Annotated in this window: 11 protein-coding genes; 8 read left to right on the top strand and 3 right to left on the bottom strand. The window is 69.2% G+C overall.

Annotated elements, in window-relative coordinates; genetic code table 11:
* Positions 1-105: 105 nt before the first annotated feature.
* A complete protein-coding gene (locus VFZ09_RS25475) occupies positions 106-1,668 on the bottom strand; it encodes an acyl-CoA carboxylase subunit beta (RefSeq protein ID WP_329730257.1) in 1,563 nt (520 codons plus the stop codon).
* A 210-nt stretch (positions 1,669-1,878) separates the two neighbouring features.
* Here VFZ09_RS25475 and VFZ09_RS25470 point away from each other — a divergent pair, with 210 nt between their 5' ends.
* Both VFZ09_RS25470 and VFZ09_RS25465 read left to right on the top strand, forming a co-directional pair.
* Positions 1,879-3,207 (top strand): hypothetical protein, encoded by a 1,329-nt coding sequence (locus VFZ09_RS25470; RefSeq protein WP_329730256.1) that lies wholly within the window; start codon positions 1,879-1,881, stop codon positions 3,205-3,207.
* Positions 3,204-3,575, top strand: a complete 372-nt coding sequence (locus VFZ09_RS25465) for a DUF2019 domain-containing protein (RefSeq protein ID WP_329730255.1) — start codon at positions 3,204-3,206, stop codon at positions 3,573-3,575. Before VFZ09_RS25470 ends, VFZ09_RS25465 begins: the two co-directional genes overlap by 4 nt.
* Before the next feature lies 1 nt (position 3,576).
* Here the strand turns inward: VFZ09_RS25465 and VFZ09_RS25460 are convergent, their stop codons facing one another.
* Positions 3,577-4,986: a hypothetical protein gene (locus VFZ09_RS25460; protein ID WP_329730254.1), complete on the bottom strand. Its 1,410-nt coding sequence runs from the start codon at positions 4,984-4,986 to the stop codon at positions 3,577-3,579.
* Positions 4,987-5,168: 182 nt separating this feature from the next.
* On the opposite strand from VFZ09_RS25460, the gene VFZ09_RS25455 reads away from it, so the two are divergent.
* Both VFZ09_RS25455 and VFZ09_RS25450 read left to right on the top strand, forming a co-directional pair.
* Positions 5,169-7,301, top strand: a complete 2,133-nt coding sequence (locus tag VFZ09_RS25455) for a M3 family metallopeptidase (protein WP_329730253.1) — start codon at positions 5,169-5,171, stop codon at positions 7,299-7,301.
* 89 nt (positions 7,302-7,390) lie between these two features.
* Positions 7,391-7,945: a VUT family protein gene (locus VFZ09_RS25450; RefSeq protein WP_329730252.1), complete on the top strand. Its 555-nt coding sequence runs from the start codon at positions 7,391-7,393 to the stop codon at positions 7,943-7,945.
* A gap of 10 nt (positions 7,946-7,955) precedes the next feature.
* Here VFZ09_RS25450 and VFZ09_RS25445 read toward each other — a convergent pair whose 3' ends face one another.
* The gene (locus VFZ09_RS25445) at positions 7,956-8,621 is read right to left on the bottom strand and encodes a hypothetical protein (protein WP_329730251.1); all 666 of its coding nucleotides are present in this window, start codon (positions 8,619-8,621) and stop codon (positions 7,956-7,958) included.
* A gap of 300 nt (positions 8,622-8,921) precedes the next feature.
* Here VFZ09_RS25445 and VFZ09_RS25440 point away from each other — a divergent pair, with 300 nt between their 5' ends.
* The 4 genes from VFZ09_RS25440 (at position 8,922) to VFZ09_RS25425 (ending at position 12,840) form a co-directional block, all read left to right on the top strand.
* A complete protein-coding gene (locus tag VFZ09_RS25440) occupies positions 8,922-9,413 on the top strand; it encodes a hypothetical protein (protein ID WP_329730250.1) in 492 nt (163 codons plus the stop codon).
* Positions 9,414-9,608: 195 nt separating this feature from the next.
* Positions 9,609-10,601 (top strand): methyltransferase domain-containing protein, encoded by a 993-nt coding sequence (locus tag VFZ09_RS25435; RefSeq protein ID WP_329730249.1) that lies wholly within the window; start codon positions 9,609-9,611, stop codon positions 10,599-10,601.
* Positions 10,602-10,746: 145 nt separating this feature from the next.
* A complete protein-coding gene (locus VFZ09_RS25430) occupies positions 10,747-11,430 on the top strand; it encodes a hypothetical protein (protein ID WP_329730248.1) in 684 nt (227 codons plus the stop codon).
* Between the two features lie 6 nt (positions 11,431-11,436).
* Complete coding sequence (locus tag VFZ09_RS25425) at positions 11,437-12,840, top strand: wax ester/triacylglycerol synthase family O-acyltransferase (RefSeq protein WP_329730247.1); 1,404 nt, start codon at positions 11,437-11,439, stop codon at positions 12,838-12,840.
* The last annotated feature ends 5 nt before the right edge of the window (positions 12,841-12,845 follow it).

Raw genomic sequence — 12,845 nt, 5'->3', positions numbered from 1 at the left:
GCTCCTTATGTGGTGCGTCCCTTCAAAGCCTGAACGCCCCCCCTAAAATTTCCCGGGGAGGCGTTCCACTGTTTCTCGGGCTGAAGGCCCTGCCTGCCTGCCTGCCTACAGCGGGATGTTGCCGTGCTTGCGCGGCGGGTTCTCCTGGCGCTTGTTCTTGAGCATCTCCAGGGCCCGGATGATTTTGGCGCGCGTCTCCTCGGGGCGGATGACCTCGTCGATGTAGCCGAGCTCGGCCGCCTTGAAGGGGTTGGCGAACTTCTCGCGGTACTCGTTCACCAGCCGGGTGCGCTCGGAGTTGGCGTCCTTGGCCTTGAGCAGCTCGTTGCGGAAGATGATGTTGACCGCGCCCTCGGGGCCCATGACGGCGATCTCGGCCGTGGGGTAGGCGTAGTTGATGTCCGCGCGGATGTGCTTGGAGGCCATCACGTCGTAGGCGCCGCCGTAGGCCTTGCGGGTGATGAGGGTGATTTTCGGGACGGTGGCCTCGGCGAAGGCGTAGAGCAGCTTGGCGCCGTGGGTGATGATGCCGCCCCACTCCTGGTCGGTACCGGGCAGGAAGCCGGGCACGTCCACCAGGGTGATGAGGGGGATGTTGAAGCAGTCGCAGAAGCGGACGAAGCGCGCGGCCTTCACGCTCGCGTCGATGTCCAGGCAGCCCGCGAGCACCGCCGGCTGGTTGGCCACGATGCCCACCGACTTGCCGTTCATGCGGGCGAAGCCGATGACCATGTTCTTCGCGAAGTGCTCCTGCACCTCGAAGAAGTGCTTGTTGTCCACGACCGCGCGGATGATCTCCTTGATGTCGTAGGGCTTGTTCGGGTTGCTGGGGACGACCGTCTTGAGGCCCTCGTCGGCGCGGAACGGATCGTCATCGCACGGCTGGACGGGCGGGTCCTCCTGGTTGTTGGAGGGGATGAAGGAGAGCAGCTCGCGCGTCATCATGATGGCGGTCTGCTCGTTCTCCGCGGCGAAGTGGGCCACGCCGGACTTCTGGTTGTGCGCCAGCGCGCCGCCCAGCTCCTCCTTGGTCACCTCCTGGTGCGTCACCGTCTTGATGACGTCCGGGCCGGTGATGAACATGTAGGAGGTGTCCTTCACCATCATGATGAAGTCCGTGATGGCGGGCGAGTACACCGCGCCGCCCGCGCACGGGCCCAGGATGAGGGAGATTTGAGGCACCACGCCGGAGGCGAGGGTGTTGCGCAGGAAGATGTCGGCGTAGCCGGCGAGGCTCTCGACACCCTCCTGGATGCGAGCGCCGCCCGAGTCGTTGAGGCCGATGACGGGAGCGCCCACGCGCATGGCCATGTCCATGATCTTGCAGATCTTCTGGGCATAGGCGCCGGAGAGCGAGCCGCCGAAGACGGTGAAGTCCTGGGCGAAGACGAAGACCTGGCGGCCCTCGACGGTGCCGTAGCCGGTGACGACGCCGTCGCCGAGGATCTTCTTGTCACCCATGCCGAAGTCGTTGCTGCGGTGGGTGACGAACTTGTCCATCTCCGTGAAGGAGCCGGGGTCGAGCAGCAGGTCGATGCGCTCGCGAGCGGTGAGCTTGCCGGCCTCGTGCTGCTTGGCGATGCGGTCAGCGCCACCGCCCAGCTCGGCCTGCTTCTCCATGTCCTGCAGCCGGGCGCGAAGGGGATCCTTTTCCGTGGTTCCGTCCATGGGGCGCGCATCTAGCACGATTGGGCCCGGGAGGGGGACCGGCGGCGTCGGCTCGGGCAGGCACTGCACGGTGAGGGATGAGCCTCGCTTCTGGAGGGCCGAAGGTGTGTAGGGCGGTGTATGTGGCGCCTGGGACGCCTGGAAGTGACGCGTGCTCGTACCCCTTGCTTCTTCCCGTTGCCTCGGGCGTACCGCAGCATTCACGGTGGAATGACCCTTCGCGTCATCAGTCGAGTGCTTCGAGGTATCTGGCGGTACGCCGGTCTGGGCGTGCTGGCTCTGGCGTTGGGTGTGCTGCTGGCGGGCTGCGCCACGGCGGCACCGCCCATGAGCGAGGCCTCGGTGGAGGGGGAGGCGCGGGTGTTCGCGACCCTGCCCACGGACTTCGCGCCGGTGCAGGTGGGGGACGCCGAGTTCTCGGCCGCCATGGCGGGGCTGGTGCTGGAGATGCCGCTGCGGGTGGCACCCGCGTCCGTGCCCATGCGGCCGGGTCGCAGGTATGCGCTGGCTTCCGGAGCCTCGGTGGGTCAGTCGTGTCAGCCGGAGCTGGCCAGGTCTTATGGTCGCTTCTGCGAACGGCGTGGCACTCCGGGTGACTGTCTCTCCCTCCTCGAGGACGGTTCGTGCCTGCGAGATGACGACAAGCGCCGCATCGCGCTGGCGCTGGCCGTGGAGCCGGCGCTGGAGGGCGTGAACGCGGAGTTGCGGACCCTGCTCGACCCCACGCGTGTGGCGGCCATGGCGAGCATCTCCATCACGGCCTATATGGCGCTGCTGGTGGCACCCGAGCCGCTCAGCAAAGGGGTTGCCACGGCTTTCGCCGTCCTCCTGTGGAGCTATCTGGGGACGGAGATGTGGGGGCTCATCGAGGGGTGGATGGCGCTCTCGGAGGAGTCCGCGCGAGCCACCACCTTCGCGGAGTTGCGCGAAGCGGGCGAGCGGTTCGGTCGGCGCATCGGGCCCAACAGCGTGCGCATCCTGGTCATGGTGGGCACGGCGGCGGTGGGTGAAACGGCCGCGCTGATGGCCAGGGCGCCCAATCTGCCGGGGTTCGCACAGGCCTCAATCCGTGGGGCGCAGCAGGGTGGTGTGCGTGTGCTCGCTGCGGCGGCCGAGACGGAGAAGGTCATCGTCTCTGTGGCCGAGAGCACCATCCGGGTCGTGTTGCCGATCAATGCCATGGCCATGTCCGGTGGCGAGTCGAGCCGGACGCAGGGCAGGCTTCTTCCCAATGGGCATCGGGCCTTCAAATCTTACAAGGACTTCAAGGCCTATATGGGTAAAGCGGGTGAGGGGAAGCAGTGGCACCACATCGTCGAGCAGTGCAATGTCGAGCGGTTTGGCGCCGAGGCTATTCACAACACCGAGAACGTGATCGCAGTGGATGCAAAGCTGCACGAACGAATCAGTGCATTCTACTCATCCAGGCAAGAAATTTCTGGCGATATGGTGGTGCGTGAGTGGCTGCGTACCCAATCATATGAGAAGCATCGAGCGTTTGGGTTGATGGTCTTGAGGCAGTTCGGAGGCATCCCATGAAAAAAACACAGTGGAAGGAGCTTTCGACAGAACGTCTGGTCGAAGAGTACGGGCTCATCTCTGCTGAGCATGGGCGTGACATCGAGGCAGGTAGGCCCAAGGATGCCAATCGCAAGTACGAACTCTTGGTGGCAATACGTAAGGAGTTTCGGGAGCGAGGTATTGAAGCACAGCGCCAATTGCTGAAGTTGATTGACGCTCCTGAGCCGGGAACCCGGTATTGGGTTGCTTCTTTCGCGCTGGCGTTTGCTCCAGATGAAGGTGAGCGCGTGCTTACCGAGCTTGCGAAGATCCCCAAGAGCTTCGTGGGGTTCACCGCGGGGGTGGCGCTCGAACAATGGAAGGCAGGTACTTTCAAACCAGCCTGAGTCATGGCGCTCCTGGCAGCGTCCAGAGGGTGGAGAACCGGTGGGCCCCGCCGGTGCTGTCGAGCCAGCCCGAGATGCGCTCGCTCCGGGCCAGCAGTGGTCCCAGTTCCAGTCCCACCGTGAAGAGGCCCGCGAGCTGCTGGTCGGAGACGACGTCCATCAGTGACACCTGGTTCAACCCGCTCGCCAGCCGCTTCGGGTCCACGGTGAAGTCCACCGCGTGCGGCAGCTTCGCGCCTGTTTGTGGCACCGCCCCCAGGAGCGATTGGACCACCGCCTCGTCATTGCCCATCACGAGCTGCTTGCCCTTCAACCGCACGAACAGGGTTCCTCCCTTCACGTCCAGCGCATACCCGTCCTCCAGTGCCTTCGCGCCTGGGAACTTCGCCACCGGGGCGAGCGCGGCCTTCATCGCCGCGGCCTCCGTCACTTCGGCGGCGACCGCCTGGCGAGGGGCGAAGAAGCGGCCCTCGGGCGTGCGCAGGTTGGGTCGAGACCTCACGCTGTCCACCACCACCAGCACGTTGCCGGTGAGTCGCTCGGACACCGCCCGCGCTACCGAGGACACCTCGGCCGGAGGACACGCGGGGCACGCCTGCTGCACGAGTGCGCGCACACTGCCCACCGCCTGGCTCACCCCTTCTGGCGCCACCCGCGACCGCGAGAAGAACATCCCCTCCGGCTTCATCGTCCCGTAGGGGCTCGTCCCAGTCGTCTGGAAGGGCGGCAGCGGAAGCTGGGTGGCCGTCCCCTCCAGCCTGAGTTCGGTGGCGCTGCCGTCCATGCCCACCACCATGCCGCGTCCGGGCAGCATCACGTAGACGCTTCCAGGAAGCTGCCCCAGCCGCGCGTCAGGCTTGGGGGCCTTGCCCACCAGCCGCGACACCTCCTTCACCATCACCGGTCCCTGCCCGTCATCGACGAAGCCCCCACCCGTGGTCGCGAAGGCGCACGCTTCCTGGCCCTTGAGGGCGTAGCCCGCATGTCCACCGGACTCGCGCGGAATGCTCACCGTGGTGACTCCCCCCGACGTCGCGGGCTTCACCTCCGTCTTGCCGCTCCCGGAGACCAGCACCCCGGCGGCCTTCTGCTGGAAGAGCTTCGGGTCCTTCAGCCGCGTGCAGGAGATGCGGCCATTGCCACGCAGGGACACGGTCACGGGGCCCGCGGGGTCGATGCCCAGGCCGGCGAGGGTCTCCGGCTGGCTGGGGTCCAGCGAGAGCCAGGGGTGGAGCTCGGCGTACCAGACGATGGGCCGCAACAAGGCGGCGGACTGTCCCGCCCGGTCCAGGAAGGTGGTGACACCCTGGAGCGCGTCCAACCGTGGAATATGGACAATGGTCCCCGAGGCGCTGGCGGCGCGGGGCGCGGGGGCGGCGGCCAGCGAGGCCGCGAGCAAGAGGGAGAGCATATCCGGCGTGAGTGCAGCGCCCCCCGTGCCCTGTCAAGGTGAAGTCCCCGGCCCTGTCCGTTCCCCTCCAACCGCCCCTCGGGCCCCGAGAGGGCAGGGGACGTGCACTCCCTGACTGCCCGCCCGGCATCCCGCTCGCCGTTGCTGCCAATCGCCAGCGCCTGCCCTAACGTCAGCGGGTCATGACCGCGACCCTTGCCGACAATCCGCTGCTTCAGAACGAAGGCCTTCCGAAGTTCGACCGCATCCGCCCGGAGCATGTCGAGCCGGCCATCCGCGAGCTGCTGGCGCGCCTGAACGCCGACCTCGATGCGCTCGAGCGCGACGTCCAGCCCACGTGGGAGGGCACGGTGGGGCGCCTGTCCACCCTCACCGAGCCGCTCGGGCTCGCGTGGGGCGCCGTGAACCACCTCATGAGCGTGCAGAACAGCCCGGAGCTGCGCCAGGCCCACTCCGCCGTCGAGGGCGATGTCGTCGAGACCTTCATGCGCATCGGCCAGAGCGTGCCCCTCTACCGGGCGCTCAAGGCCCTGCGCGAGGGGCCGGCGTGGAAGAAGCTCGACTCCGCCCAGCACCGCGTCGTCGACGCCTCCATCCGCGACGCCGAGCTGTCCGGCGTGGGCCTCGAGGGCGAGGCCCGTGAGCGCTTCCAGGACATCGAGCGCGAGCTGGCCGAGCTGTCCACCCGCTTCACCAACAACGTCATCGACGCCAACAAGGCCTGGTCCATGACGCTCGCGAAGCCCGAGGAGGTGGAGGGGCTGCCTCCCAGCGCGCTCGCCATGGCCGCCCACATGGCGAAGCAGGGACTGCCCGACGGCGCCCCCGAGCCCACCCCCGAGAAGGGCCCCTGGCGCATCACCCTGGATGCCCCCAGCTACGTGCCCTTCATGGAGCACTCGCGCCGCCCGGACCTGCGCGAGAAGCTCTACCGCGCCTTCGTCACCCGCGCCTCCTCCGGCGACTCGGACAACGGCCCCCTCATCGAGCGCATCCTCTCCCTGCGCAAGGAGAAGGCCCGCCTGCTCGGCTACTCCTCCTTCGCCGAGGTGAGCCTCGCGGCCAAGATGGCGCCGGGCGTGCAGGCCGTCGAGAAGCTGCTCGGTGAGCTGCGCGACGCCGCCCGCTCGCGCGCCCGCGCCGAGCACTCCGAGCTCACCGAGTACGCCCGCCGCAAGACGGGCAATGCCTCGCTCGAGCTGAAGCTGTGGGACGTGCCCTTCTGGGCCGAGCGCCAGCGCGAGGAGCGCTACGCCTATACCGACGAGGAGCTCCGGCCGTACTTCGCGCTCCCCCGCGTGCTGGACGGCCTGTTCGACACCGCGAAGCGCCTCTTCGGCGTCTCCGTGCGCGCCGCCAACGGCGAGGTCCCCGTGTGGGACCCGAGCGTCCAGTTCTTCCGCGTCGCCGACGAGTCCGGCAAGGACATCGCCGCCTTCTACCTGGACCCCTACAGCCGCCCGGCCACCAAGCGCGGCGGGGCGTGGATGAATGGCGCGCTCGATCGCAAGCGCAAGCCGGACGGGAACCTGCAGCTGCCGGTGGCCTACCTCGTCTGCAACGCCACGCCGCCGGTGGGCAACAAGCCCGCGCTCCTCACCTTCCAGGAGGTGGAGACGCTCTTCCACGAGTTCGGCCACGGCCTGCAGCACATGCTCACCCGCGTGGACTACCCCGAGGCCGCCGGCATCAACAACGTGGAGTGGGACGCCGTGGAGCTGCCCAGCCAGTTCATGGAGAACTGGTGCTTCCACGAGGAGACGCTCTCCCGGCTCGCCCGCCACGTGGACACCGGCGAGACGCTGCCCAAGCCCCTGCAGGACAAGATTCGCGCCGGCCGCATCTACCGCGCCGCCTCCATGTCCCTGCGCCAGGTGTACTTCGCCACGCTCGACCTGGAGCTGCACCACCGCTACCAGCCCGGCGATGACGGACAGGCCGGCTTCCTCGACGTGCAGAAGCGCGTGGCGAAGGAGTACACCGTCCTGCCGCCCCTCCCCGAGGACCGCTTCCTCTGCTCCTTCACCCACATCTTCGCGGGCGGTTACGCCGCAGGCTACTACAGCTACAAGTGGGCCGAGGTCCTCTCCGCGGATGCCTTCTCCGCCTTCGAGGAGGCCGGGCTGTCCGACGCGCAGGCGCTGTCCCGCACCGGCCGGCGCTTCCGCGACACCGTGCTCGCGCTCGGCGGCAGCCGCCACCCGCTGGAGGTCTTCCAGGAGTTCCGCGGCCGCGCTCCCAGCACCCAGCCCCTGCTCAAGCAGACGGGCCTGCTGAACACGCAGGAGCTCGAGTCCACGGCGCCGATGATGTAACGCGCCTCGCGGTGTCGAAGGGGGGGCATGCCCCCCTTCTGACAGCCTCCGGGAAACGTGCTATGGCGCCCGCCCCGGTGGAGGCGGCAATGCAGCGGCGTCGAATCGAGGGTTTCATCTATCTGGCGGGCTTCGGAGCCTCGATTCCGCTGTCCAACTGGATGATCGGCCATGTGGGCGTGGTGTGCCCGGACACCGGGCCCTGCCTGCTGCCCGTGGGGCCGGGCCTGCTCGCCCCCAGCGGTGTCCTCGTCGTCGGCATCGCCTTCGTGCTGCGAGACCTGGTGCAGCGCCGCCTCGGCAAGGGCTGGACGCTGCTGGCCATCGCCCTGGGCGCGCTGCTCTCCGCCGTGCTCGCCCCCCCGCCGCTCGTCGTCGCCTCGAGCGGCGCCTTCGCCATCTCCGAGCTGGCCGACTTCGCCGTCTACACGCCCCTGCAGCGGCGCGGCCTCGTGCTGGCCGTGCTCGCCAGCAGCCTCGTGGGCCTCGTCGTGGACAGCCTCCTCTTCCTCCAGCTCGCCTTCGGGAGCCTCGACTTCCTCGCGGGGCAGGTGGTGGGCAAGGCGTGGATGGTGTTGCTGTCGCTGCCCCTCGTCTCCTGGTTGCGGCGCCGGGACGAGCGGCTCGGCATCCAGCCCGCGTGAGCCCTCGCGCTCAGGAGACGCCCTCGTCCCGGTAGCGCCGGGCGGACGCCTCCTTCACCGCCACCCGGGCGAGGGTGTCCGCCGCCCGCCGGGCCTGCTCGGGGGTGGGCGCCGCGCGGGTGAAGTCCGCCAGGGCCTCGCGCCGGGCCTGCTCTAGGCGCTCGGTCCGGCGGATTCCCTGTGACTCCAACAACCAGCCCAGGCCCAGGTGCGCCTGGCGGTGCCAGGCCTCGCCGCCGCCGTTCGCCTCGGAGGTGATTTCCAGCACCCGCCGCACCGCGTCCGACAGCACGGCCGTGCGATCCTCCTCGTCCGGCGGCAGCGCCACGGAGCGGAAGTACGTGTCGAGCGTGCACAGCCACTCGTGGGCCACGCCGAGCGTGAAGAGGATGCGCTCGATGTAGCCTTCCACGACGGGCTCGGACGGTGCGCCCTGGCGGGGGAGCTCGCCGTGGAAGCCGTGGGTGTACCAGGCTCCGGCGTGCTCGGAGAGCAGCGCGTCCACGCCCTCGAGGAGCGAGCGGCGCGTGCGCTCGTCCGGGGGGCGGGAGCCGGAGGCGAGGCGGGGCGCGAGGTACTCGCGCAGGCGTGCCGCCAGGTGCGCGGGCTTGAAGTCATCGAGGCTCTCGCGGATGAGCGCCCAGGTGTCCTCACCCCTGTGCTTCTTCCTGCTCATGGCGCCTCCCCACCGGAGACCCGTCTCCGAAACGCGCGTAGCGCAGCACATCCCCGGCGGCTTGGGGAGGAAGATCCTCGTGGCGAGTAGCGCAGTGTGCAGCGGACGTGGCGGGTCTCCGGGGTTCAGGGCAGCGGGGAGAACTGCCACCTGTCTCCCCGCTCTCCCCGCGCACGCCGGAATTCAGAGAGCGGTGGAGGCACATCTTTCCGTCTGAATCGCGCCATGAATCAAGGTGAACGATCGCGCCGTGGGAGTCGCTCCGAGGAATGTCGTTCCTGTAGATAGAATCGAACCGTCATGCCCGTTCCATCCAAGCCAGGACTCCATGCCACCCACCGCACGTCCATGACACGAGCGGCCCTGGAAAGCCTCCGGGCCCCGCCGCTGGCGACGTGCCTGGTGCTCATCCAGCATCCCGAGCACGGCGATGAGCTCAACGGCAAGGCGCTGTGCGATCAGATCCGCCAGCTGCTCAAGAACCAGCCGGGCACCTTCTGCTTCTTCCACGAGGGCACGGGCATGGTGAACGCGCGCATCGGCTACGCGAGCGCGTTCAAGGAGCTCGACCGCGAGCTGGCGGCGCGGACGACGGAGGTGGTGTGCGCCATTCCCGGCCCCATCCCGCGGATGATGCTCTACACGGTCGCGACGATCGCCGAGAAGCCCTGGGCCATCTTCCGCACCCGGCCCGAGGCCGAGCTGCACATGCGGATGCGCGGCTATGACGCCGCCGACTACACCCAGCCCTTCGAGGGGAGGGTGAAGCTGAAGGTGCTGGGCCGCTTCTGAGTCGCTGGGCTTCCAGGGTCCCCTCGCTCCCGGGCGGCGCGGCCTCGCGCTGCCGAGTGTTCATCCGCGAAAAGTCCTTCCGACTCGGATGAGACAGCAGCGGCGCCGGCCCTTTCCGGCGCCTCACCTTCCAGGTATTCAGGGGTTTCCCGCTGTAAGGGCCGGAAACCGGCGTCATGCGCCGTGGGGGGAAGTATGGCGAACCTGAGAGACCTGCCGCGTCAGGCCTGGGGTGATTTGCAGTCGAGGCTGCTCCATCTGCCGCTGATGGGGACGTTGCGCAACATGCTCGTGGATGCGCCGGAGCTGTCCAGCCCGGCGCCCCGGGACTCGGGCCTGGTGGACGCCGGGCGCGTGGAGGCGTACCAGCGCGCCATCGAGCGCTACGTGAAGCCGGGCCAGGTGGTGGTGGACGTGGGCACGGGCACCGGACTGAGGGCCCTGCTCGCCTCGAAGCGCGGCCCGCGCAAGCTGTACGCGGTGGATGCCTCGCGCAACCTGGACACGGCGCGCTGGGTGGCCCGGCGCAATGGCCTCGCGGACATCGAGTTCGTGCGCGCGGACAGCTCGCGCTTCCGGCCTCCGGAGCGGGTGGACGTGCTGCTGCACGAGCAGCTCGGGGACGCGCTCTTCGACGCGGGGCTCATTCCGAAGCTGCTGGGCCTGAGGGACAGGCTGCTGGTGCACGGCGGCCGCATCCTCCCCAACCGCTTCGAGGTCTTCTTCGAGCCGGTGCAGCTGCGCGAGGAGGCGCGCCTGCCCTTCATCTGGAACCAGCGCCTGCCGGACGTGGACTTCAGCTGCCTGCAGGTGCTGCGGGACACGCTGAGCCCCGCGTACTTCACCCGCTTCGTCCGGCCGCAGGACGTGGAGCGGCTGCTGTGCCACCCGGAGCCGGCCTTCGCGCTGGACCTGGAGACGCTGCGGGCGGGCTCGCTGCCCCACCGCCTGCGCCTGGAGCGCCCCGTGGTGCACGAGGGCCGCGTGGACGGCCTGTGCCTCTTCTACCGGGCCCGCTTCGACTCCGAGCTGTCCTTCGACACCTTCCCCGAGCGCCGGCAGGCGTGTACCCCGGTGCTCCTGCTGCGGACGGATCCCCGGGACTTTGCCCGTTACGAGACGATCCACCTGGAGATGTCATTGCCGGAGCTGTCGGACGTCACCACATGGCGGTGGAGCTTCCTGTGAGGGTACCCGCCTGCGTGTCTCCGGTTCCGTCGTCCTCGCCCTGCTGTTGACCTCGTCCGCTGGTGCACAGGCCCCCGGAGGCTCGCCATCCGGGGGCGGGGCACGCACCCTGGCCGGCCGGTGCGGCTCGGCCAACTGGGTGTGTGTGGCGCAGTGCATCGATGTGTCGTGTGTGGACCGGTGCCTGGCCGAGGGCTGTGAGAAGGCACTGGGGGCGCTCGCGCAGTGCGCCGCGAAGTCGGGCTGTGGCCCGGATGACTCGGACTGCGTGGCGCGCGTGTGTGGCAAGCAGTGCGGGCGCACCTTCGAGCCCGCGCCGCGCAGCCCCGAGAAGGAGAATGCGGACCCGTGCGCGGACGCCTCGCTCGGCGCGGGGGCGGTGCCCAAGGAGGTGGTGGGCCGCTGGTCCCTGGAGGCGGCGAGCATCCGCCCCGAGGAGAAGGAGCGCATCGTCGGCCAGGAGAACACGGACGCGAAGCCGCGCCCGGACTACGCGCGCTCGCTGGTGGTGACGCCCGGAGGGTGCTTCCTCCTGCGCACGAAGCTGGAGGACGCCACGCTGGGCCGGGGCAACGCGCTGGAGGTCCGCGCCTGGGGCGCCTTCCAGGTGAACGAGAAGGACGACACGGTGGAGCTGCGGACGAAGTCCGGGCAGGCGGTGGGGCCGGTGTGCGGCAAGCCGCGGGTCATCGGCCTGTCCAAGGGGAAGTTCCAGCCGACCACGTTCACGTACGACGTGGAGGGGGACACGCTCACCCTCACCGCGAAGACGCCCTCGCTGCAGACGTTCCAGTTCCGGCGACAGACAGAGGAACAGCAGGCAGAGTAGGCGTCTATGTCCGAGCGGATGCACCCGGCAGATGCGTCGTGGCTCCAGATGGAGGAGCCCACCAGCCTCATGGTCATCACGGCGGTGCTCTGGTTCGACGAGCCCCTGGACTGGGAGCGGCTGACGCAAGGGGTGCGCGAGCGGCTGGTGGAGCGCTATCCGCGCTTCCGGCAGCGGGTGGTGACGGGAGGGCTGCTGGGGACGGCGCGCTGGGAGGACGACCCGGGCTTCCACCTGGAGACGCACCTGCGGCGCACGAAGCTGCGGCCTCCCGGAGACCGGGCCGAGCTGGAGCGGATGGTGGGCGAGTCCATGAGCACGCCCCTGGACTTCTCGCGTCCGCTCTGGGAGCTGCACGTCATCCAGGGGTACGAGGAGGGGTGCGCGCTGCTGATGCGGGTGCACCACTGCATCGCGGATGGCATCTCGCTGGCGCGGGTGCTGCTGTCGCTGACGGACGAGCACGCGGACGGTGGCGGCGGGCGGGCCGGCTACTTCGAGAGTGCGGAGGAGGAGAGCCCGGGGACGCTGGGCCGGCTGCTGCGCGGCGCGCGGACGGTGGTGGGCTCGACGCGGGCGGCGTGGAAGCGGGGCGCGGAGCTGCTGGCCGAGCCCATTCAACTCATGGACCTGGCGGTGGAGGGCGCGCGGGGCGCCTCGGCGGTGAGCCGGCTGCTGACGCTGATGAATGATCCACCCTCGCCCTTCACGGGGGAACTGGGACGGGTGAAGCAGGTGGCCTGGTCGCGGCCGGTGCCGGTGGGGAAGGTGAGGGAGATCGGCCACGGCACGGGCAGCACGGTGAACGACGTGGTGATGGCGGTGGTGGCGGGGATGCTGCGCCGCTACATGGACGCGCGGGGGCAGCCCCCCGAGGACGTGCGGGCGGTGGTGCCGGTGAATCTGCGCTCGCCGCGAGAGCCCATTCCACGAGAGCTGGGCAACCGCTTCGGGGTGGTGTTCCTGCCGCTGCCGCTGGGCCTGGCGGATCCGGTGGACCGGTTGTGGGAGCTGAAGCGGCGGATGGACAAGCTGAAGCGCTCGCCGGAGGCGACGGTGGTGTTCGGCATGCTGTCCGCGGCGGGGCTGGCGCCAGCGCCGGTGGAGCGGATGGCGGTGGACGTGCTGAGGAAGAAGGCCTCGGTGGTGCTGACGAACGTGCCGGGACCGAAGCGGCCGGTGTACCTGGCGGGGGCGAGGCTCGCGGGGGTGATGTTCTGGGTGCCGATGGCGGCGCGGCTGGGCGTGGGCCTGAGCATCTTCAGCTACGCGGGCCACGTGACGCTGGGCGTGGCGGCGGATGAGGGGCTGATTCCGGAGCCGCACGAGCTCATCGAGGACTTCGAGGCGGAGCTCGAGTCCCTGGCCGAGGCGGTGAGGGACTCCGGCCACGCCCGTCCGCTGCACTGAGACCG

This window comes from Archangium sp., assembly GCF_036277355.1.
In the GTDB taxonomy this organism is placed as follows: Bacteria; Myxococcota; Myxococcia; order Myxococcales; family Myxococcaceae; genus Archangium.
This window is presented reverse-complemented; position numbering and strand designations above follow the sequence as displayed.